Annotated in this window: 21 protein-coding genes and 1 pseudogene; 12 read left to right on the top strand and 10 right to left on the bottom strand. The window is 39.5% G+C overall.

Annotated features, from left to right (window positions below):
- Nucleotides 1-17 precede the first annotated feature (17 nt).
- Together RCG17_RS08750 and RCG17_RS08745 are read left to right on the top strand one after the other, a co-directional pair.
- Nucleotides 18-251, top strand: a complete 234-nt coding sequence (locus RCG17_RS08750; protein WP_308174795.1) for a hypothetical protein — start codon at nucleotides 18-20, stop codon at nucleotides 249-251.
- Nucleotides 252-419: 168 nt separating this feature from the next.
- Nucleotides 420-1,556 (top strand): serine hydrolase domain-containing protein, encoded by a 1,137-nt coding sequence (locus RCG17_RS08745; RefSeq protein WP_308174794.1) that lies wholly within the window; start codon nucleotides 420-422, stop codon nucleotides 1,554-1,556.
- On the opposite strand, the gene RCG17_RS08740 is transcribed toward RCG17_RS08745, so the two are convergent.
- The gene (locus RCG17_RS08740) at nucleotides 1,526-2,053 is read right to left on the bottom strand and encodes an acyl-CoA thioesterase (protein ID WP_308174793.1); all 528 of its coding nucleotides are present in this window, start codon (nucleotides 2,051-2,053) and stop codon (nucleotides 1,526-1,528) included. The two genes, RCG17_RS08745 and RCG17_RS08740, sit on opposite strands and share 31 nt — an antisense overlap.
- A 68-nt stretch (nucleotides 2,054-2,121) precedes the next feature.
- On the bottom strand, nucleotides 2,122-2,358 hold the full coding sequence (locus tag RCG17_RS28285; RefSeq protein ID WP_374120907.1) for a spore germination protein: 237 nt from the start codon (nucleotides 2,356-2,358) through the stop codon (nucleotides 2,122-2,124).
- A gap of 175 nt (nucleotides 2,359-2,533) precedes the next feature.
- Between RCG17_RS28285 and nadE the strand changes: the two genes are divergently transcribed.
- Complete coding sequence (gene nadE, locus RCG17_RS08735; protein WP_308174792.1) at nucleotides 2,534-3,355, top strand: NAD(+) synthase; 822 nt, start codon at nucleotides 2,534-2,536, stop codon at nucleotides 3,353-3,355.
- Nucleotides 3,356-3,537: 182 nt separating this feature from the next.
- Nucleotides 3,538-4,773, top strand: coding sequence for a membrane-associated sensor domain-containing protein (locus RCG17_RS08730; RefSeq protein ID WP_308174791.1), 1,236 nt, complete (start codon nucleotides 3,538-3,540; stop codon nucleotides 4,771-4,773).
- Between the two features lie 78 nt (nucleotides 4,774-4,851).
- On the opposite strand, the gene RCG17_RS08725 is transcribed toward RCG17_RS08730, so the two are convergent.
- A complete protein-coding gene (locus RCG17_RS08725) occupies nucleotides 4,852-6,216 on the bottom strand; it encodes a sensor histidine kinase (RefSeq protein ID WP_308174790.1) in 1,365 nt (454 codons plus the stop codon).
- A 320-nt stretch (nucleotides 6,217-6,536) separates the two neighbouring features.
- On the opposite strand from RCG17_RS08725, the gene RCG17_RS08720 reads away from it, so the two are divergent.
- The gene (locus RCG17_RS08720; RefSeq protein ID WP_308174789.1) at nucleotides 6,537-7,250 is read left to right on the top strand and encodes a response regulator transcription factor; all 714 of its coding nucleotides are present in this window, start codon (nucleotides 6,537-6,539) and stop codon (nucleotides 7,248-7,250) included.
- Nucleotides 7,228-8,604, top strand: a complete 1,377-nt coding sequence (locus RCG17_RS08715) for a HAMP domain-containing sensor histidine kinase (protein ID WP_308174788.1) — start codon at nucleotides 7,228-7,230, stop codon at nucleotides 8,602-8,604. The genes RCG17_RS08720 and RCG17_RS08715 overlap by 23 nt, the downstream gene beginning before the upstream one ends.
- Before the next feature lie 47 nt (nucleotides 8,605-8,651).
- Here RCG17_RS08715 and RCG17_RS08710 read toward each other — a convergent pair whose 3' ends face one another.
- The 5 genes from RCG17_RS08710 to RCG17_RS08690 form a co-directional block, all read right to left on the bottom strand.
- Nucleotides 8,652-9,410 (bottom strand): ABC transporter ATP-binding protein, encoded by a 759-nt coding sequence (locus tag RCG17_RS08710; protein WP_308174787.1) that lies wholly within the window; start codon nucleotides 9,408-9,410, stop codon nucleotides 8,652-8,654.
- On the bottom strand, nucleotides 9,407-10,105 hold the full coding sequence (locus RCG17_RS08705) for an ABC transporter permease (RefSeq protein WP_308174786.1): 699 nt from the start codon (nucleotides 10,103-10,105) through the stop codon (nucleotides 9,407-9,409). The genes RCG17_RS08710 and RCG17_RS08705 overlap by 4 nt, the downstream gene beginning before the upstream one ends.
- A 104-nt stretch (nucleotides 10,106-10,209) precedes the next feature.
- Entirely contained in the window at nucleotides 10,210-11,076 is an 867-nt protein-coding gene (locus tag RCG17_RS08700; protein WP_308174785.1) for an ABC transporter substrate-binding protein, read from the bottom strand.
- Nucleotides 11,073-12,020: a helix-turn-helix transcriptional regulator gene (locus RCG17_RS08695; protein WP_308174784.1), complete on the bottom strand. Its 948-nt coding sequence runs from the start codon at nucleotides 12,018-12,020 to the stop codon at nucleotides 11,073-11,075. Before RCG17_RS08695 ends, RCG17_RS08700 begins: the two co-directional genes overlap by 4 nt.
- Nucleotides 12,021-12,248: 228 nt before the next feature.
- Nucleotides 12,249-13,127 (bottom strand): LysR family transcriptional regulator, encoded by an 879-nt coding sequence (locus tag RCG17_RS08690; RefSeq protein ID WP_308174783.1) that lies wholly within the window; start codon nucleotides 13,125-13,127, stop codon nucleotides 12,249-12,251.
- A 204-nt stretch (nucleotides 13,128-13,331) separates the two neighbouring features.
- On the opposite strand from RCG17_RS08690, the gene RCG17_RS08685 reads away from it, so the two are divergent.
- On the top strand, nucleotides 13,332-14,567 hold the full coding sequence (locus RCG17_RS08685; RefSeq protein ID WP_308174782.1) for an MFS transporter: 1,236 nt from the start codon (nucleotides 13,332-13,334) through the stop codon (nucleotides 14,565-14,567).
- Between the two features lie 45 nt (nucleotides 14,568-14,612).
- Here the strand turns inward: RCG17_RS08685 and RCG17_RS08680 are convergent, their stop codons facing one another.
- On the bottom strand, nucleotides 14,613-15,395 hold the full coding sequence (locus RCG17_RS08680; protein ID WP_308174781.1) for an undecaprenyl-diphosphate phosphatase: 783 nt from the start codon (nucleotides 15,393-15,395) through the stop codon (nucleotides 14,613-14,615).
- Nucleotides 15,396-15,647: 252 nt separating this feature from the next.
- Here RCG17_RS08680 and RCG17_RS08675 point away from each other — a divergent pair, with 252 nt between their 5' ends.
- The 4 genes from RCG17_RS08675 (at nucleotide 15,648) to RCG17_RS08660 (ending at nucleotide 19,526) form a co-directional block, all read left to right on the top strand.
- On the top strand, nucleotides 15,648-16,436 hold the full coding sequence (locus tag RCG17_RS08675) for a DUF4931 domain-containing protein (RefSeq protein WP_308174780.1): 789 nt from the start codon (nucleotides 15,648-15,650) through the stop codon (nucleotides 16,434-16,436).
- A 277-nt stretch (nucleotides 16,437-16,713) separates the two neighbouring features.
- Entirely contained in the window at nucleotides 16,714-17,886 is a 1,173-nt protein-coding gene (gene rodA, locus RCG17_RS08670) for a rod shape-determining protein RodA (RefSeq protein ID WP_308174779.1), read from the top strand.
- Nucleotides 17,887-17,927: 41 nt separating this feature from the next.
- A complete protein-coding gene (locus RCG17_RS08665; RefSeq protein ID WP_308174778.1) occupies nucleotides 17,928-18,179 on the top strand; it encodes a DUF2573 family protein in 252 nt (83 codons plus the stop codon).
- A gap of 429 nt (nucleotides 18,180-18,608) precedes the next feature.
- The gene (locus RCG17_RS08660) at nucleotides 18,609-19,526 is read left to right on the top strand and encodes a proline dehydrogenase family protein (protein WP_308174777.1); all 918 of its coding nucleotides are present in this window, start codon (nucleotides 18,609-18,611) and stop codon (nucleotides 19,524-19,526) included.
- Between the two features lie 170 nt (nucleotides 19,527-19,696).
- On the opposite strand, the gene RCG17_RS08655 is transcribed toward RCG17_RS08660, so the two are convergent.
- Complete coding sequence (locus RCG17_RS08655) at nucleotides 19,697-19,831, bottom strand: YuzL family protein (RefSeq protein WP_308174776.1); 135 nt, start codon at nucleotides 19,829-19,831, stop codon at nucleotides 19,697-19,699.
- Between the two features lie 178 nt (nucleotides 19,832-20,009).
- Here RCG17_RS08655 and RCG17_RS08650 point away from each other — a divergent pair.
- Nucleotides 20,010-22,378: pseudogene (locus RCG17_RS08650) on the top strand (3-hydroxyacyl-CoA dehydrogenase NAD-binding domain-containing protein).
- Nucleotides 22,379-22,430 lie beyond the last annotated feature (52 nt).

Below are 22,430 nucleotides of genomic sequence, written 5' to 3'. Positions count from 1 at the left end.
AACCTGGAGGATACGTCATGAGCGAATGCAAACTAAATCATTCACATGAGGATGTAAAAAATAAATTTGAGTCACAGGCTGAATTTTTACCGCTGGATTTGAAGGAAAAGTTTACTTTATTTTTTCAAAAGGAACATTCACAGGAATTATTGAACGAAGTATTCCATCTATTAAAGAAATATGACCTGGCCTCGGATGAAGAAAAAAAGGAAAGAAATAACCGTTTGTCTCTTATCCTGCAAAATGCATAAAAGAAAGGCAGCCGATTTGGCTGTCTTTCTTTTGTATAAAATTTACTACTTTTGGAAGAATATTTTTTACATAAAATAATCGAGAAAGTGGAATGGTTGATGGTATGATGGAGGCTAATGTATCATTAATTCTTATTCTTCTTAAGAACATAGTAGGGTGAAGCGTAGATGTTATACAAACGTAGTATTGGCTATCTGTTACTCTCCTTTTTTTTCATCATTCTGGCTGGTTGTCAACACCCGGTCAATCCAAAATCGAAGCAGGTTGCATCTGTTGAACAGACAACTGTACCGATAACTGTTCAAGATAAAATTACAAATTATTTGCTGGACAAGCAGCTCAATGGAAATGTTGCAATCGTGAAGGATGGGAAAGCGCTTTTTAATTCAGGAGTTGGTTACAGCAATTTCAAAACAAAAACTCTTAATCAAAATACGACAACACATCCGATTGGCTCGATCACGAAGTCAATTGTTGCAACGTGCATTTTGCAGCTCCAGGACAAAGGAATGCTAAATATTCAAGATCCTGTTGCTAAATATTTACCGAACTTTCCAAATGGAAAGCGAATCAAATTAATTCATTTATTGAACCATACATCAGGTATTCAATCTCCCATTGCGCGATCAAAGGATAAAACACTTAAATCATTAATCCAAGGAATTGAAAATCGGCCTGTCAAATTTCCAGCGGGGACAGAGTGGAATTATAAGGATGAAAACTATGTCATCTTAGGCTATATTGTAGAAAAAGTGGCAGGTATACCATTGCATCAATATATTCAAAAGAATATTTTTGCAAAAGCAGGAATGAAAGATTCAGGGTTTATTTCTAAAAAGCACACAGGTCCATCAACATCGGTCGGATATCTTCGAAATAAGGACCAGAAATTAATAATTAAAAAGATCAAAAATCCAGTCTTATTTGGTTATGCTGATATTTACTCAACTGCTTATGATCTTTGTATGTATGATCGGAGCTTGATGAGCGGTAAGCTGGTATCAAAAAAAAGCCTCAATGACATTTTGACACCTGGTTCAGCATCAAATTATGGTTTGGGTTTATACAATTTTGGCTATGCCATACACAGCCGAGGGGTTATTGGGGGCTGGGAATCACTTCATGTTTATTATAAAGACAATACATCGATGGTAATCCTTTTGAATGTCCGTGATAAAACCGTAGATATTCACCAGGTGAGTAAAGATTTGTTTAATATTTTAGATGAGGATACACCAAATCCCCGCTTTCATAAAGTGGGGATTGGCAATGCTTATTCCCATGGTCTGGTTGTTGTAAGATGACTAGCTAGTTCTTTACTGTTTCTTCGATGGATTTTCCGATATTCCGCTCTTTCTTTGCCCGTTTCATGCAGTTTCTTTTCTTCGTCTGTTTCCGGAATGATTGCTGGCACTCGTACTGGCTTGCCATCATCATCTAAGGCCACGAAGGTTAAAAAAGCAGTGGCGGCAATCTTCCGTTCAGCAGTTCTTAAATTTTCGGCAATAATTTTGACGAAGATCTCCATTGAAGAGCTTCCCGTCCAAGTCACATACGATTCCATGCAGATTGAATCTTTTTGTGTGATTGGATGTAGAAAATCAACGGAATCGGTTGAGGCCGTTACTACTTCTGCCCTTGAATGTCTTTGTGCGGAAATCGAGGCAATGATGTCGACATCGCTCATTAACTTCCCACCAAACATCGTTTTATGGTTATTAAGATCATTAGGAAAAATTCTGCTCGTCCTAACAACCCTTGATTCTTTGCATGTTTTTGCTTCCAATTGAAATCCCTCCATAATAAAAGAATAGCTAAGTTGATAAAAAACGGCAATATTTTTCCTATTTTGAGCTTAAAGTTGGAAAGTTAAACCGATTTTTCGGAGTTACCTTCATTAGTTTCGGGATCATCAGGTAAACAATTGCCTTTACATTGATTGGACTGTACGCAAGCTAATGAGGAATGATCGCCATAGTTAAAACACCCGCCTATGAAGGAAGAATTGGCGGTATGACTGTTTTGGTATGTGGATTGAAAGTTAATGTTAGCATTATTAGAGAGCGAATTGACGACAAACCTCCCAATATTAATGGAATATTCCATAAGAACACCTTCCTTCGTATATTCTATTGAAGTATTTTTAATTGAGTATAGCCATTTACCTAACCTGCTGAATAAAGTTGGTTAAAATCGAGTAGAATAGCGGTAGAATTAAGCATATGAGCGGTGTTTGTGGTAAATTACATATTGTGAAGGAAATAACGGGAGGTTTGCAAAAATGAGTCTGCAAAAAAAGATTATGGAAGACTTACATATTAACCCTGAGATTAACCCGAAAGATGAAATTCGTAAACGAATCGATTTTTTAAAAAATTATCTAGTAAAAACAAATGCAAAAGGTTTTGTATTGGGAATTAGCGGTGGACAAGATTCAACACTTGCAGGGCGGCTTACACAGATCGCGGTAGAAGAGCTGCGTGCTGAAGGCCGTGATGCGTTATTTATTGCTGTCAGGCTTCCTTATGGTGTCCAGCAAGATGAAGAAGATGCGCAAAGATCGTTAGCGTTTATTAAAGCAGATCGGGAATATATATATAACATCAAGGACCCGGTAGATGCTGTACAAACAGAGTACAATCGTATTAGCCAAGGATCACCCTTGAGAGATTACCACAAAGGAAATGTGAAGGCGAGAATGAGGATGATTGCGCAATATGCCATCGGTGGAATGGAAGGCCTCCTTGTCGTTGGAACCGATCATGCTGCCGAAGCGGTAACAGGCTTTTATACGAAATATGGGGATGGCGGAGCAGATATTTTGCCATTGTCCGGCTTAACAAAACGTCAAGGAAAGAGCTTGCTTAAAGAGCTTGGGGCCGATGAGCGGCTTTATTTAAAGGTTCCAACTGCTGACTTGCTAGATCAAAAGCCTGGCCAGGCAGACGAAACAGAACTTGGGATTACCTATGATGTTCTTGATGACTATCTCGAAGGAAAAACGGTTTCAGCCGAAGCTGCAGCCAAAATTGAGCAGCGCTATCTTATAACCGAGCATAAACGACATATGCCAGCGACCATGTTTGACAACTGGTGGAAGTGAATAATCTGCAAAAACGAGGGGGAAAACTCCTCGTTTTTTTTATTAAAGCAAGTGCCCGGAGCGGAAATTAACAGCCAAATTTAACACAGCATTTTGTTAAAAAGTATTCACAATATTTAGATAAACACTATAACATTTTTAGCTATAATTGGAAAAAAGGGATGAAAGAAGGAGGGGTAGGTATGAAGTCCTCATTATCTGAGGGGAAATTTTTATTATTAACAGTATCAGCGATCTTTTTGTTAATGGCTCTTCACATTTTTCAGCCTCAACTAACCGAGTTCTATAACCCTGCTGATTTTTTGGGAATCCATACAATTTTAGAGTTTTTTAGTATTGCCGTCTCGGCAGCCATCTTTTTATATGGACTAAAAAGTTTTGGGATGACTAGGTCAGGAAAAATGCTCTATCTTTCCTTTATTTTTTTTCAAATAGGGACAATTGATTTGATGCATACGATAACATTCAAAGGAATGCCGCACTTTATAACGGATAGCTCTGTTGCCAAAGCAACATGGTTTTGGGTGATCTCCCGAGGGTTAGAGTCCCTTTTAATGCTGACTCTTATCGTTTTCCCTAATCGGAAGCTAAAAAGAGATTATCGCAGCTTGCTGCTAGTGCTCGTTGCTATTTTTACTTCTTTAGTGGTTTTTATCGTCTTTCACTTTGAACATAGCCTTCCCCTGCTTGTTATTGAAGGAAAAGGAACTACATTCTTGAAAAATGTGATTGAGTACGGTGTTTGCTTTATTCTATTTCTATCAATCATTATTATGCTCGCACAGTATTATTTGGAAAAGGACGGCAACAAACTGACCATTACCATCGCTTTTGTATTTTTACTCTTGTCAGAACTGATTTTTACCACCTACCAAAGTGTCTATGATTTCGACAATTTTACAGGACATCTCTTTAAAGCAATTGGCTATTATTTTATCCTCCGAAGTTTTTACTTTACTGAACCGACTTCTGAAATTGATCAATTATCCAGCATACTTTCTGATCTTCCGGGGTTTATTTTCAAATTGGAGATTAGGAGAAATGTATGCATTTGTACATTCTGTGATGGTGAACTATTAGGACGTCTTGGCGTATTTTCAAAGGAAATGCTTTCGAAAGTCCCACAAGCTGGGATTTTTAAAATCTTAGGGCATTTGACGGAGGAATATTGTTTATCCAGCGGAACCACAAAAGACAAAAAACTCTTCACCATCAACTACAAAGAAAAAACGTTGCTTGTTTCCCTTAAGCGCTACCCATCGTCTGAAGGAGTCCGTTCTGTTGTCGGCACAGTTGTGGAACTTCAGGCAGGGCAGCAAAAAGAAGCTATCCATAAGACGAGGCAAAGTGAAAGTATTAGGCCTGACAAGTTTTCACAGTTCCATTATGAACAAGCAAAAAACCTATCAAAAATATGATAGGTTTTTTAGCTAATAAGAAAGTGCAACTAGACCACTGTCTTCGCCCTTTGGGGCTCGCCAATCGGCGAGTTTTCTTTAGATGACTATTTCAAAGGTAGTTCCTGCATTAGGCTTGCTGGAAACCGATATAGTCCCGCCATGTGCTTCTACCAGCTGTTTTACAATCGAGAGGCCAAGACCCGAACCTCCAAGTGCACGTGACCGTGATTTATCAACACGATAAAAACGTTCAAAGATCCTCGGCAAATCTTTTTCAGGAATCCCTTTTCCTTGATCCTTTATTTTAATGAGTGTCCTGCCATTTGCCTCATTTGCATCAATCAAAATCGACGTATTGGGTTCAGAATATTTACGCGCATTATCGATCAGATTTAAGATCACCTGCTCAAACCGAACCGGGTCAATATTTAGGCAGAGGTTTGAAGGACAGTTTATCTGGATATTCATATTGCTTTCTTTAAGGGCAGGTAACACTTTTTCTGTTATTTCTTTCAAATATGGCAAGAGATAAACCTCTTCCTTTTCAATGGAAAAATTATTTTCATCCATCTTCGCAAGGGTAAATAATTCAATCACGAGATTTGATAGTTTGACAGCTTCCTCATTAATAATTTCTAAATAATGATCACGATCCTCGAGCTTCGTTTCCGGTCTTCGGGCTATTTCCGAATAGCCTTTTAAATAAGTAAGCGGTGTTCGAAGTTCATGGGAAATACTTGCAAGAAATTCATTGCGATCATTTTTTAAAATTTCTAAGTCTCTGGCTAAAATTTGAATTGATTCACCTAGCTCGCCAATTTCATCCTTTGGTAATCTCGGCAATGAAACGGTAAAGTCCCCTTTACTGATCCGTTTTGTTGCTTTACTAATTTCGATTACGGGATGAGTTACAAGTCTAGTTAGAATAATAATAATAAATACCATAAAAACAAGGGAAAGCATGCCGGCCAAGATAAAGTGATGATTCATCCCGGAAATTAAGTCCTTTATTTTTTGAGTAGATTGAAACATATAGACATAACCATTTATTTTTCCATTTACCATAATGGGGCTGACAGATGCGATATAGCTTTCGTGCTGCCAATCATCTTCTAAAATTAAGCCGGTGTAAGCGACTTTTCTTGGGGTAGAAGAAATGATTTTCCTCATTTCCGCCTTCACTTCATTAGAAGACATAATGATCTTTTCCTTGGCATTTGTCAAAATGACCTGGGTATCTGTCCGCGATTCCATTAAGGCAATATGCTTCATCGTTTCATCGTAAAAGGAGGCCTCCAGTATTTCACGATGATTGTTTCCGCGTGTTTGCAATGCTGAAAGCTCATCATGTACTCGGGAATGAATAATGTTATTGTGCAAAAAATACATGGAGATCGTTTCAAGTAGAAGTACTGCTACAAAAAATAGCAGACCAATTTTAATAGAAATGTGCTTTATCACAGACTCGTCCCCCTTTTGCCATTAGAATACTATATAAATAAGGGTAATCCTATTATTTTTCCAAAAAAAATGAGTGCCAATCATTTATGGCACTCGGAAAATATATTATTATGGAGGTTAATTAAAGGGTTGAGCAAGATGATCAAACCTTATATTACAAAAGTGAATGAGTAGATAAAATTTTGTTTATCTCCTCTTGTTCTACATGATTATCTTACTGAAAAAGATTGAAGATGTTATGAAGAACTTGTGGGGAATTTGTGAAGACAAAAACAGATAGATACTAGCGTGGTATAGTGGAAAGGTGAGGAGTGGTCCGAATGCAGAAAATTTTAATCGTAGATGACGAAAAACGGATAGCAGAAGTCCTGGAGGCCTACCTTATAAGGGAAGGATATGAAATTCATACCGCCGATAATGGCATTGATGCGTTGAAAAAAGTAAAATCAGTAAGCCCTGATTTAATGATTCTTGACTTAATGCTGCCTGATATATCAGGGGAAGAGGTATGCCGCTTAGTCAGGAAGGATTCAGACCTTCCCATCCTAATGCTGACAGCTAAATCCTCTGAAGACGATCGAATTAATGGGATTGTGATGGGGGCCGATGATTATGTCACGAAGCCATTTAGTCCGCGCGAAGTGGTTGTCCGTGTGCAAGCAATCCTTCGGAGGGTGAAGAAAACTGAAAAAGTAGAACGCCTTGAATTTAATGATAAACAATTAATGATTGATTTAGATAAAAAAGAAGTAACCGCATATGGACAGTTTGTTAATTTAACTCCGATTGAGTACAAGCTGTTAACCAATCTGGCGATGAATCCTGGGAGGGTATACAGCCGCCTGGATTTACTTGAAAAGATTCAGGATGAAGGCATGTATTATGAAGGTTATGAACGAAGTGTTGATACACATATTAAAAACCTTCGTAAGAAAATCGAACAAGACCCAAGACAGCCTGCCTTTATCGTGACCGTTTTTGGGATGGGGTATAAATTTGGAGGGGTCTTGAATGCTGCAAACACTCCGGTCTAGAATCCTGTTTTACTTTTTAATCGTCTCGCTCATTGGTATTTTAGCATTAAGTGTTTTTATCCAGTATGGCTTTGAATCAAGCTTCAGGAGCTATTTGGATCATAATCGCGAGAAGAAGATTGATCGGGTTATTGGAGAAATTGAAAAAGAATATAAGCAAAATGGCAATTTTTCAAGCACTCAGGTGAATGAATATATCCATGAGTTTGCTATGACGGACCAGCTTTATTTTCAGGTTTTTGACCAGATGGAGCATCTGCAAATGGATTCATCGCGAATCAGGGGGATGATGAACAGCCTTGGGCTAACGGAGCCTGTTACGAATGGGGAAGAATGGCAAACGAAGCCATATGCGCTTACGGTGAATAACAAGGTTATTGGAAAGTTAATCGCCATCTATCCTGAAGGGCTGATTGCCGATCAATATACGTTTTTACAAACGATTCAATTATATATTTATGCGTCTGTTTGTTTAACCATTGTGCTGGCGATTGTTTTCAGTATGATTTTTTCAAAAAAGTTAACATCTGGGCTGAAAAAGCTCTCGTTTGCGACTAAAGAATTAAGGCAGCATAACCTTGATATCCGTATACCATTAACGGGTTTGCCATCAGAAGTAAAAGAACTTGCCATTTCTTTTAATAAACTGGCTGAATCCTTGGCAAAAGAAGAAATGCTGAGGAAGCAATTCACGGGGGACTTAGCCCATGAGCTACGGACACCGCTCGCCACATTACGGAGTCAAATTGAGGCTTTCCAGGACGGCATATGGGAACCGACACCACAACGGCTTACACAATGTCATGAAGAGCTGATGCGACTGGTTCGTTTCGTGAATGAAATGGAGAAATTGTTAGCGGCTGAAAATCCACAAATGAAGCTTGAAAAAGTAAATTTAGAAGCTGGTGGAGTGTTAATCGCTCTCTGGGAAATGTTTCAGCCTTTATGCAAGCAAAAGGGGGTTGAATTAATATTAAGGGAACCGCTGCAAGAAGAATGGTTTAAAGCGGATAAGGACCGTCTGGTGCAAGTTTTAACGAACGTGCTCAACAATGCATTGAAGTACACCCCAGAAGGAAAAAGCGTGACTTTATCGGTTTTATCGGAGGAAGACGATTATGTGGGATTCATGATTGAAGACGAAGGCCCCGGAATCAGTGAAGACGATATCCCCCATATTTTCGAGCGTTTTTACCGCGGTGACAAGTCGCGTGACCGCAAAACAGGCGGTGTCGGCATCGGTCTTTCGATCGTAAAAGCCCTCATGGATGCTCATAATGGGGTCATCAAGGTGAAAAGCAAGCTAAACAAAGGAACCAGCATGATTCTTTGGTTTCCGAAAGAGGAAGTTTAATAGATTTGTAGGAAAAGCGCCCTTGAGACGGGCGCTTTTTCTACAGACTATGCCAAATTCCCAGCGCTGCTTAGTGGATAAAATTTCTTCCATTCATTAAGAAACGACGCTGTTTCAGCGTTAGGATGCTCCAGCACCTCTTGGGTAGGTCCAGCCTGTTTTAATTCCCCGCCAACTATAATGGCCAACCGTTTTGTTAAAAAGTTAACCTCCATCAAGTCATGACTCACAAAAACAGCAGTAGTCCCTGTTCTGCCAATAATCTTTTTAAAGTCTTCCATTAACTTAACTTTAGTTGGAAAATCTAAAGCAGAAAATGGCTCATCCAAAAACAGAATTTCCGGCTCAATAATCATTGCCCGCGCCAAGTTTACCCTTTGGGCTTCTCCGCCGGATAAATGGTGGGCATTTTTTTTCGCAAGATGACTGATTTGAAATTGCTCCATCCAACTGTTTACTTTTTCTTTAATAAACCTTTTGGGGACATTGCGGAGCTTTAAACCAATCGCAATGTTTTGATAGACGGTGGTATCGAGCAGCAAGGATTGCTGCAAGGCAATCGAGAATTTACGCCGTAATTCTAGCGGTGCTTTCCCAGCAGGGATCGTTTCCCCTTTATAAATGATTTTTCCTTGACTTTGTTTTTCAAGCAATGAGCTGATTTTTAGCAATGTACTTTTCCCTGCACCATTCGGGCCCATAATTCCTAAAAACTCTCCAGATTCAATTGAAAAGTGTGGGATTGATAAAACCAGCTTGTTTCCAATTTGGTATTTAATCTCTTCAAGCGTAAGAAGTGAGTTCATGTCAGTCGCTTCCTTTGCTGTAAAAAGGTAAGGGTAGCTGTAATTAATAAGGCAACTGCCATGATAATAAAGGATAGGGCAAGCGCAACATCAAAATTTCCTTTTGATACTTCCATGACGATGGAGGTTGTTAAAATCCTCGTGTCACCTTGAATATTTCCACCAACCATCATCGCTGCTCCAACCTCGGCAATCACACGCCCAAAAGCAGCCATAATTGCAGCCATAATCGCAATTCTTGTTTCTTTTAATAAAAGAAAAACAGTCTGCCACTTCGTTGCACCCAGAGCCCTTATTTGCATGAGCATTTTTCCGCTAATCTGTTGGAATGCAGAGCAAGTTAAACCCGTTACAATCGGGAGTGACACTAAAACCTGGGCCATGACAATCGCTGTAGGCGTATATAGTAATGAAAATTGCCCAAGTGGTCCAGAGCGCCATAAAAGCATGGTGATCCAGAGACCTGCCACTACTGGCGGCAACCCCATTCCAATATTAATAAAAACTAACAAGAGCTTTCTTCCTTTGAATCTTGATAGTCCTAAAAGCATTCCAACTGGTAAACCAATAATCGCGCTTACGAGCATAGATGTAAAAGAAACTCGTAAGGTCAAGAATGTAATCGCAAAAATTTCAGGATCACCTGATTCAATCATTGCGATTGCTTTTTTAAATCCTTCAATCATTAACTCCATATTGTCACCAGGCTTTCCTAGGCTAAAACTATAAAGAATGGCTCCAGCAATAATGAAGGAGCCATTCTACTAAAATATTATCTTATTGATCAGTTCTGAAAAGTCTATTCAGTGTATTTGAAGAACAATGGCTGGCCATATTCTTTCTTACCAAAGTTAGAGATGACTTTGATTGTCTTATCACTTACCATGAAATCTACAAACTTCTTAGCATCCTTGCTGTTCACTCCCTGGTGCTTAGCAGGATTAACTTCCATTACATGGTAAATGTTCATTAAATCTTGTCCGCCTTCAACGACGACTTTAAGGTTTGGTAGGTTTTTCTTTTGAGCAAGCCATGTTGCACGGTCTGTTAACGTATAGCCATTTTTCTGAGAAGCAATTAGCAAGGTTTGACCCATTCCTTGACCTGTTGATACGTAATTGTCACCGGCTGGTTTAATATTAAGGGCGGTCCAAATGCCAAGTTCTTTTGTATTTGTACCAGATTGGTCTCCTCGGGAAATAAAAGTAGTTTTTGTATTGTATAACGTTTTGAATGCAGCCTTAATGTCAGATCCACTGATATTTGCTGGATTGCTAGTTGGCCCAACAAGAATAAAGTCATTATACATAACACGTTTATAATTGATGCCATCGCCAGCATCTACTACAGCTTTTTCAGCAGCTGGAGCGTGCACTAAAAGGGCATCTGCTTCACCTTTTTGGCCCATTGCCAGTGCCTGGCCTGTTCCAACAGCGATAACTTTTACTTTAACATTATTTTGCTTTTCAAACATTGGGATAATCACATCAAGTAAACCGCTGTCCTGTGTGCTTGTTGTTGTAGCAAGGATCATGGATGTAGGTTTAGCTTTTGGTGCTGCCGCTTTTTTCTCTTTTGCAGCAGAATTCTGGTTTGTTTGGCCGCAGGCAGATAAGATAATGAGCATTAAGATAAACAAGCCTGCTAAAAAGCGATTCTTTTTCATTTAGTCTCCCCCGTTTTACTGTTTGTTGTTGGATATATGGCAAGGCCTAAATCCCGAATGTCATAGCCGTCTAAATCAGATAAACTGTTTTTGAAAGCGGCTGATTGCAAGTAATGGATGATCCTGTTTAAATCTTCTTTGTTTTCATTTGAAAATCGAAAAACGAGATCAAAATGTTCACATGCAATCGGAATAAAATCAAGTCCTAAGTGGCTTGCCGCCGACTTGATCCCAAAAGTTACATCGGCCATACCTCTACTAATATAAGATGCTGTCGCCAGATGGTTCCATTCTTCCTTGTCATAGCCATTGATATTCTTTGGCTCAATACTAAACTCGGATAATTTTGAATCTAATAAAAATCGGGTCCCTGACCCTTTTTGCCGATTCACGAAGCGAATATCTTTTTTTGCTAAATCATGAAAATCACGAATTTTCTTTGGATTTCCTTTGGCCACAATAAAGCCTTGTTCTCTTGATGCGAAACGCAAAACAGATATGGTTTCATAGATAAATAATCGATTAATGAAAGGCAAATTATATTCCTTTGATTCAGGGTCGAGCATATGTATCGCTGCTATATCGGATTGTCCACGGTACAGCATCATTAAACCTTCAAGACTGCCGATAAAGGTTGGCTGAATCTGAAGATTTAGGGCTGCAGATGCCTTCTTGACTAAATGCTCCACCAGAAAGTCATGGCTTCCTGCGAGCCGAATTGGAGAAAAAGAAAGTACAGGTGCGGCCGGTTCCTCTGTCATAGCTTTTTTTGCTGGCGCTTTTGTACTTTCTTTGAACCTTTCAAGCTCTTCTTCTTCAAATCTCATCTTATTGCCAACCCTAAATGCTTGGAGCTCCCCTCGTTTAATCAGTTCATAAACAGTATGTTTGGAGATTTGGAATATTTGGGCGACTTCATCAGGGGTATAGGTCTTTGTTCCCAAAAGAGAACCTCCTTTTTGATAAATTCATATTTAGTTTTGTTGGGTTTTGTAATGTTTTGTTTAATTTTGTCACGAAAGATAAAGTCTGTAAAGAGCATTCCTGGCAAATATGTAAGCTGTTACAAATGTTTCACATATTGTTCAAGACTTTAACATTTGAGAAACAATGTGCAAATAGTACTACTGTATTGCAAATTAAAATGCGGCTCATACTAGAGCCGCATTTTTTTACTCTTTAAAATAGTTAATCACAAATTCTTTAAACTGTTTTACTGAAGGTGACAGGTATCTTCCCTCTACCCATGCAATCCCAATAGAACGTTCACATTTTGGCCAGCGGACAGGAATCTTCGCTATTTTACATGGATCCAAATCCTTGATATCGGGGATAAGTGAAATACCAAAGCCTGAAGCTACAAGGCCTGCTATCGTATGAAGTTCTTCCCCTTCAAAAACAATTTGAGGGTTGATCTCTGCTTCTTGAAATAGTTGATCAGTAATCTGCCGTAGGGCATTTCTTTTTTTTACAGAAATAAACGGCTCATCGGCAATTTCATCTAAGACGATGCTTTCACGATTTTCTAACGGGTGACCAACAGGGGCGATTACAAAAAGCTCCTCGCTCCAAAGTTTTATCCATTGAATCTGTAACTTTGTGTCAGGCGGTGTAATCAAACAAAGGTCAAATTCTCCGAGTTCCATCTGTTTAATAAGTGAGGAAGAATTATTTTGATTGAGCTGAAAGGTCACCTTTGGATAGGTAGACCGAAAAGTTCCAATTAGATTCGGAATTGTTTCCGGACCAAGCGTGTGAAGAAATCCAAGCGAAACCACACCATATCCAGGGTCAAGCAAAGCTTTAAGCTCCTGTTTTCCCTCTTGGAATTCCTTTAAGATTCGATTAACCCGTATTAAAAAGAGCTGTCCATAGTGATTTAAAATAATGGAACGTCCTTGACGTTCAAATAGCGGAACCCCTAATTCATTCTCCAGTTTTGCGATCGAGCGGCTTAAGGCTGGCTGAGAGATCGATAGGATTTCTGCTGCCTGTGTCATATGCTGTACACGAGCAACGGTTTGGAAATATTCTAACTGCTGCCACTCCAAATGCTAAAACCCCCTAAATGTTATTCATAACCCCCATGCATGAAAATGATGATAATTATAAATTGGACACATTTGTTTGTCTGGATTTATCATAAACCATAAAGAAAGTTTTTGAAAATATACTGGAGAAATTCAGGACCGTGCTGCTTAATTGCAAGCGGTCTTGTCTCACTGTATTAAATCCATCATCGGAGTGATTAGATCGTGAGTTATATAAAAAAAGGCACATCTGCCTTTCACAAAACCAATATTGCTTTAGTAGCAGCTGGTTTTAGTACGTTTGCTAATCTTTATTGCGTACAACCACTGCTACCAGAGTTTTCAAGAGAATTCCATATTTCTCCTGCCACATCCAGTCTGGCGTTATCATTAACGACGGTCACTTTGGCGATCAGTATGTTGCTGGTGGGATCCTTATCAGAATCTTGGGGACGTAAATCGGTTATGGCTTTTTCAATGGCAGCCGTTTCCATTTTGGCGATGGTAACAGCATTTATGCCAGATTTTCATTTCTTATTAGTGGCGAGGGTTCTCCAAGGGGTCGTTTTTGCTGGATTGCCAGCTATTGCTATGGCCTATCTTGGTGAAGAGATTGACCCGGCAAGCCTTGGAGTTGCGATGGGGTTGTATATTAGCGGAAATACGTTTGGCGGTTTAGGCGGTCGGGTTATTGTTGGGATGGTTACCGATTACTTCAATTGGCGTATTGCGATCGCCAGTATTGGCGGACTGAGTGTGATCGCAAGCTTAATCTTTTGGTTTACTCTTCCGACTTCTCAAAACTTCCAGCCGCGCAAACTGGAATTAGGGAAGCTGATGAAATCGATGATCAGCCACCTGAAAGATCCAGGGTTGCTTTGCCTATATGGTATAGGCTTTTTACTAATGGGCAGTTTTGTTACTCTATACAATTACATCGGCTTCCAGTTGACCGCACCGCCCTATTCTCTTAGCCAGACATTAGTGGGCTGGATCTTTGTTATTTACCTTGTCGGGACATTCAGTTCTACTTGGTTTGGTAGTTTAGCTGATAAATATGGCCGTCGGACAATGCTTTTAATTGCGATTTTCATTATGTTTATCGGTGCAGTGATCACTTTAAATACTTTCTTGCTGGTTAAAATAGTCGGAATTGCTATTTTTACATTTGGCTTTTTTGGAGGCCATTCGATTGCCAGCAGCTGGGTGGGACGCCGTGTAACGCATGATAAAGCCCAAGCCTCGTCTCTTTATCTGTTTTTCTACTACGTTGGGTCAAGTATTGGAGGAACAGCAGGGGGTGTGTTTTGGACGAATTTTGGCTGGGGCGGTGTCATTAGTATGATTATCAGCTTCTTGGCACTCTCGCTTGTCCTATCCGTTTGTTTGTATTTCATTACAAAGCAAACAACAGTAAAAGACAAAAAATATTCCGTAACGTTTAGAAAAAGACATATTTAATGAAAAAATCCCTGCTGTCTAATGATGAAGCAGGGATTTTCGTTTTTATAATTTTCCAGTAAACTGGATAAACAGCACGATGAAACCGAGTATCCAAACATATACAGCAAAGGGTTTTAAGGAATGTTTTTTTAAATAGTTTACCATCCAGCGGACGGCCACATAGCCGAAGAGAGCCGAGGAAACGACTCCAACTAGTAAAGCCGACAAAGTAATTTCCTCTCCTTGGCCGCTGAAAAGGTCAGCTGATTGAAGGACAACTGCCCCAGCAATGGCCGGTGTCGATAATAAAAAGGAAAAATAGGCGGCCGTTTCCCTGTCCAACTTTCTCCATAGGGCGGCAACAATCGTTAAACCCGAGCGTGATACAGCGGGGAAGATGGCAGCCGCTTGAAAAGTACCGATAATAAACGCGTCTTTATAACTTATTTGATCCATCTTTTTATAGCCGTTCTTAATGGAATCCGCAAACCAAAGAAAAAATCCGGTAATTAGAAATTCCCAGCCAATCGTGACACCTGTTTTAGAAATTTCATCGAAAAAGTCTTTAAAAAGAAGCCCAATGACGACAGCAGGAATCGTTCCGACAATCAATAAATACGTTAGTTTACTGAAGGGATTTTTAATAATGTTTAATAATTCTTCCTTATAAAAAACAAATACAGCCATTAATGTGCCAAGATGAAGCATTGTATCAAGCATTAGACCAGCTTCCTGCAAGCCAAACAGGTTTCTGCCTAAATAAAGGTGGCCCGTGCTGCTAATTGGCAAAAACTCCGTTAACCCTTGAATCATCCCTAAAATAAAAGCTTCCAACTTTGTAAGCATGCCAACCCTCTTCCTTTTTGGCTGAGTTAAAGGAAATATTTGCTTTTTTAGCCGTTGATTGGGGTGCCTGGAGCGCAAATCAACAGACTCATTAACACAGCCCTTTCATAATGAATGCTATTAACAATATATTGGCTTGTCTTCATAGGCATTCTATTTCTTGTTAAAAAATTTAATTCCGAATCAAATTAGTGTAAAAGAAAGAGAATCTGCCATAAAATAGGAGTAATACAAAGGAAGAGGGGAAGAGATTTGAGAAATCAACACTTGTATTTCAATACATCAATAGGTGTTCAAAAACCAGAAAGTATCCGCAACAAAGAGACGCCATGCCCCTTTTGTGCCAGAGATCAACTGACAGATATTCTCGCAGTTGAAGGCCCGATCATATTTTTGAAAAATAAATATCCTGTCCTTGAGAATGCCTATCAAACTGTTCTCATTGAGACCGATGACTGTCAGGCTGAATTGTCTACCTATCCAAAGGAACATTTACATAAATTACTTAAATTTGGTTTAAAGTATTGGGAAGAGATGGAAAATAGCGGTCTTTATGAATCGGTCATCTTTTTCAAAAATTATGGACCTTTTTCAGGGGGAACGATAGCTCATCCACATATGCAAATCATTGGATTGCATGACCTTGATTACCGAGACAATCTGGAGGAAGAGGCTTTTAAGGGGATTGTGATCAGGGAAGAGAATGGGGTCCGTTTTAGTTTATCGACCTTACCGCGAATTGGTTTTTATGAGTTCAATGTCCAAATGAAAGAGGAAGCGGGCTACACAAAAGAATTTGGGGAGTATATCCAAACGGCAGCTCATTACATTCTTCATCATTTTCCATTTAAATCAACAAGCTATAATATCTTTTTCTATCATTTAAATGAAAATATCTATGCGAAGGTTGTACCGCGCTTTGTTACGACCCCCATTTATATTGGCTATGGTCTTCCACAGGTGCCGAATAACCTCGAATGGATGGCAAATCAAGTAAACCAGATTTATTTTGATAAAGGCTCTGTTAAAGGATATTGTTGATTGGAACGGAAGGCACTTGACTCCTGCGGGAGTACGGGGCAGTGGAGACCCCACAGGCGCTAAAGCGCCGAGGAGGCTCCACGGCACGCCCGCGGAAAGCAAGTGCCTGGAGTGGAAATCAATAGGCAAATTTAATAAAAGAGCTGAGGGGATTTTAGGATAATCGAGTAAATAAATCCATTCGAAGATAAAAGTTGTGATTTGTGCTCATAAAAAATATAATGAAGAAATGTACGGGTTCCTTTTCCAGGTTCTAATTTAAAGGAGAATCAATGGCATGACTTCAGATAAAAATAATTCTACAAAGCTGGATTATAATCTAGTATTTACCTTATTACTCTTGTTTATCATTAGTTGCTTGGCAATATATAGCGCTCAGACAACCGGCCAATACAAGGAGAATTTCCTAGTTAAACAGATTCTTTGGTATGCGGTTGGTGTGGGGATTATTGCCAGTGTGATCACATTGGATTCAGATCAATTAAAAAAACTTACTTGGTATGCCTACGGATTTGGTTTAATTTTACTAATCTTGGTAAGAGTGGCACCAGAAAGTATTGCACCACATATTAATGGTGCAAAAAGTTGGTTTAAGGTACCAGCATTGGGTTCCTTGCAGCCATCCGAATTTGTTAAAATTTTTCTTATTCTGGCTTTGGCTAAAGTAATAGAAGACCATCATTTGAAAAATCCTGTCAAAACGATACAATCTGACTTTTGGCTGTTAATTAAGATGGGCATCACCACGATAATACCGATCGGCTTGATTATGTTGCAGCCTGACCTTGGGACATCACTAGTATTTCTTGCGATAATGCTGGGCATGACCTTTATTTCCGGTGTTTCTTGGAAAATACTCCTGCCAATATTTGCAGGCGGTGCTTTTTTGATTGGGATCATTTTTTATTTTGTATTGGTACAGCCGGATATTTTAGAAAAATATTTAGGTGTAAAACAGTATCAGTTTGGCCGGATTTATTCATGGCTCGATCCTTACAATTATCAGAGTTCAGAAGGTTACCAGCTAACACAGTCACTAATGTCGATTGGTTCAGGGGAAACGTCCGGAAAGGGATATGGGAATCGGGATATTTATATGCCTGAAAGCCAAACTGATTTTATCTTTAGTGTCGTTGGCGAAGAATTTGGGTTTGTCGGCGCAAGTGTTTTAATTAGTATTTTTTTCTTGCTTATATACCATATTACAAAAGTTGGAATGGAAACGAAAAACAACTTTTATACCTATCTTTGCGTAGGTGTTATTAGCATGATTACCTTCCACGTTTTCCAAAATATCGGCATGACAATTGGACTTCTGCCAATTACCGGTATTCCGCTGCCATTTATTAGTTATGGCGGGAGCTCGTTGATGGGAAATATGCTGGGACTTGGGTTGGTTTTTTCGATTCGCTATCATTACAAAAAGTACATGTTCTCCACTGATGCATAAAGGCGAGGGACTCCCTCGCTTTTTTAAGGAAGGTGTTTAAGATGGAAAAAGAGTTTTTGCAGCAATTTGATGCGTTATTAGAAAAATATAGTGAGCTTCTTGTTGGGACTAGTGATGATGCTGTAAAAGAAAAGGTAAGGTTCTATGCTCTCTATAGCCATATTGCTAAAACAATGCCGGCACTTGCCAAGCATTGGAACGGCATGTATCCTGAAGCGAAGAACAGAATCATTGAGATTATGAATGAAGTTAAAGTATTGAATGAACAGCATCGAAAATCAAAGTTAAAGTAAAAAGCGGACCAGTGAGTGCCGCTTTTTTTATAATGTCTAGCTCCAGCGCCCAGCGACTAGTGTACTTCACCCACCTCCCTACGATAAGTCAACATCGAATCGCTTCCGCTCTTCGTGTTTCCTTTATCAAGTATTAACGGGCAGTAGATTCTCAACTGCCCGTAAAAACCCGATTGGTTCAACTAACAATCAGCGAGAAAAGCATTCGCTGATTGAAGTTTCACCTTATCTCACTCGGTGTGCTCCAGTCCATACGTCGCTAAACGGGCGCTTCCGCTTTTCTTATTTCATTAGATTGTGAATTTTAGATTATATTCAAAAAACAATATTAGTGATAAAATAATTCTAAAATTTTTATTTATGAAACATGGAGTGTAGCAAAAAAAGCATATCTTAATATTGATACCGTTTACAAAAGGGGGAAGCAAAATGGATCAGACGATAAAAAACCTTTTCCTTTTTTTGTCTACAAATAAAATGCTGATAAAGCTCGCAAAGAAATTTGGATTACGTTTTGGAGCGACACGATTTGTTGCTGGCGAGACAACGGATCAAGTAGTAAAGGTCATTAAAGAGCTTAATCAAAAGGGTTTGGACGTCACCCTCGATTATTTAGGTGAGTTCGTTGATAGCAGGGAAGAGGCTTTTCAAACAACTGAGCTGACAATTGATGTGATTAAACGAATTGGTTCGTTAAAATTGTCTTCACAGGTTTCGGTTAAATTAACTGCATTAGGGCTTGATATATCTGAAGAACTTGTTATGAAAAATATGCGCAGGATTCTTGATGCAGCAAAAGAGAATAATGTTTTTATTACTATTGATATGGAAGATTACACACGCTGCCAAAAAACACTGGATATCTTTAAAATCCTAAGATTGGAATATGACCATATTGGTACGGTGTTACAGGCTTATTTATTTCGTACGATGAGTGATATCGAGGATTTAAATGAATATACAGCCTGTTTGCGTCTCGTAAAGGGTGCCTATAAGGAATCCGTTGAGGTTGCTTTTCCTGAAAAAAGGGACGTGGATGAAAATTTTAAGAAGATTATCGAAAAACATTTATTAAACGGGAATTTTACTTCGATTGCCACACACGATGAAAGGATTATAGAGTATACCAAAGAGCTTGTGAAGATTCACCAAATTCCAAGTGGCCAGTTTGAATTTCAAATGCTTTATGGGATTCGTCCCGAGCGGCAGCTTGAATTGGTGAAAGAAGGATATAAAATGAGGGTCTACGTTCCGTTTGGCACAGATTGGTACGGATATTTTATGCGCCGGCTTGCCGAGCGTCCTGCAAACGTGGCTTTTGTTTTAAAAGGGATTTTCAAAAAATAGAGTTGTAATGAACCCCTCATTGTGTAGGAGGGTCATTTTTTTAGCTAATTTCCTATGTCGCACGACGGACAGGATGTCCTAGTCAGGCTTGTGCCACAGGACACGAGCCTGGCAAGTGCAACTACGCCTCTGTCTTCGCCCTTAGGGGCTAGCCAATCGGCGAGTTTTCTTTATTTTCTTTTATATTGATTATTTTGGCTGTTTCTTTTACCTCCGCCGTCGCCTTCAACATTTGGGCCGGCGTTACCTTTTACACTTGCAGCACTCACACCTGCTGTGGAGGGGTCCTTTTTCACTCTCGCCATGTTTATCACCTCAAAAAATAGAATACCCATTGAAAGTGATTCATATGATATAACAGTGAAGGAAAACTTATTCTCCATTGTTATGTTTTAATTGCGTAAATATTTAAAATATTCTATATTTATAGTAACTAGAAAATGAATGAGTATTCATTCAAAAAATGGAGGAGGAGACGATTTGATCCAATCGATTCGGAAAGCTGCTGTTTTGGGATCTGGAGTAATGGGCTCGGGAATTGCTGCTCATTTAGCTAATATAGGAATTCCAACATTGTTACTCGATATCGTTCCTAAGGAATTAACAGATGAAGAAAAAGCACTGGGATTAACCCTTTCTGACAAGAGAGTGCGCAATCGTATCAGCACACGAGCATTAAAAAGTTTGGAGAAACAGAAACCTGCTCCATTAACAGTCAAAAGCAATCTTAGCCTTATTGAAGCAGGAAATTTAGAAGACGATCTCACTAGATTAAACGAAGTTGATTGGGTCATTGAAGTAGTTGTTGAAAGGTTGGAAGTAAAAAGGCAAGTTTTTGAAAAGGTAGATCAATACCGAAAGCCTGGAAGTATTATCAGTTCAAATACATCGGGTATTTCAGTAGAAGCGATGGTGGAAGGCAGATCGAAGGATTTTCAAAAGCATTTTCTGGGGACCCATTTTTTCAATCCGCCTCGATACCTTAAATTGTTGGAGATCATTCCTACACCATACACATCATCAGAAGTACTGTCCTTCGTGAAGAAGTTTGGCGAGGATGTTCTCGGAAAAGGTGTGGTTGTTGCTAAAGATACGCCTAACTTTATTGCCAATCGGATTGGGACGTATGGCTTGCTGGTGACTTTAAGGGAAATGCTTGACGGAGGATTCAGCGTTGGTGAGGTGGATTCCGTTACTGGCCCGCTTATTGGCCGTCCAAAAAGTGCTACGTTTCGAACCCTCGATGTGGTTGGACTTGATACGTTTATCCATGTCGCCCGAAATGTCTATCAGCAGGTTGAGGGAAAGGAAAAAGAAGTATTTCAAGTACCGGAATTTATGGAAAAAATGCTTGAAAAGGACTGGTTGGGAAGTAAGACAGGGCAAGGTTTCTTTTTGAAAAAAGGAAAAGAAATTCTTGAACTTGATCCACATACATTAGAATATGGGCCGCGAAAGAAGCTAAAAACACAGGCAGAGCAGGTTAAAGGACTTTCCAATAAATTGAAAGCGCTCATCTATGCCGAGGATCGCGCCAGTAACCTGCTATGGAATATTTTCAGCCCAGTACTTCGTTATTCGGCTGCACTATTAGGAACAATTGCAGATGATTTGGTTGCCATTGATCGTGCAATGAAATGGGGGTTTGGCTGGGAGTTGGGCCCATTTGAAACATGGGATGCCATTGGCCTGGAAAAGTCCTATTGGCGAATGAAGGAACTTGGGGAGGAAATTCGGGTTGGATATCGGAAATGCTTGAAAAAGGGTTTACTTCATTTTATAAGGAAGACCAAGGCAATCTTTATTTTTACCAAAATGGAGAATACAAACCTGTTGAAACGAATCCAAAATGTATCGATCTTCAACAAATGAAAAGTCAAAAGGGAGTTATTAAAAAGAACAGTGGCGCAAGCCTTATCGACGTCGGGGATGGGGTAGCCCTTCTGGAATTCCACTCGCCGAATAATGCCATAGGTTTAGATATTATTCAAATGATTAATTTTGCAGTTGATGAAGTAGAAAAAAACTACAAAGGGCTTGTGATTGGCAACCAGGGAAAAAACTTCTGCGTTGGTGCCAATCTCGGAATGATTTTAATGGAAGCACAGGATGATAATATCTTTGAGCTTGAATTGGTTGTTCGTCATTTTCAGCAGGCCATGATGAAAATTAAATACAGTTCAAAGCCGGTGGTGGCAGCGCCGTTTGCGATGACTTTAGGTGGTGGTGCTGAGGTTTGCCTGCCTGCTTCTTATATTCAAGCAGCATCGGAATCGTATATGGGACTGGTAGAAACCGGTGTTGGCGTCATTCCAGGCGGCGGCGGAAACAAGGAGCTTTATATAAAACATTTAGAAAGAATTCCAAACGGTGTGGAAGTTGATCTGCAAAAGGTTGTCAATAAGGTATTTGAAACGATTGCCTTAGCAAAGGTATCTACCTCTGCTGAGGAAGCCCGTGAAAATAACTTCCTTGGATTAGCGGATGGAATCAGTGTAAATGGTGACCACTTACTATATGACGCGAAGCAAGCGGTTCTTACTTTATATGAAAAAGGCTATAAACCTAGGACACGTAAAAAAGTTCCAGTGGTCGGGGATACAGGTTATGCAACATTGATGCTAGGGGCACAAGCCATGTTCTTGTCTGGATATATTTCTGATTACGATTTTAAGATTGCAAAAAAACTGGCATTCGTACTTGCAGGCGGGAATGTTCCATATGGAACAGAAGTTGACGAACAGTATTTGCTCGATTTGGAAAGAGAGGCATTTTTAAGTTTAGTAGGTGAACTGAAGACACAGCAGCGGATGCAGCATATGCTTTTGAAGGGGAAACCACTTAGAAATTAACTAAAAAGGTAGGGTTTTTTCGGATAAACTTGTGAAGTTTACGGATATAACA

The organism is Neobacillus sp. PS3-12 (genome assembly GCF_030915385.1).
In the GTDB taxonomy this organism is placed as follows: Bacteria; Bacillota; Bacilli; order Bacillales; family Cytobacillaceae; genus JAEVLT01.
Note: the sequence above shows the minus strand (reverse complement) of the source record. Positions and strands in the feature narration are given on the sequence as shown.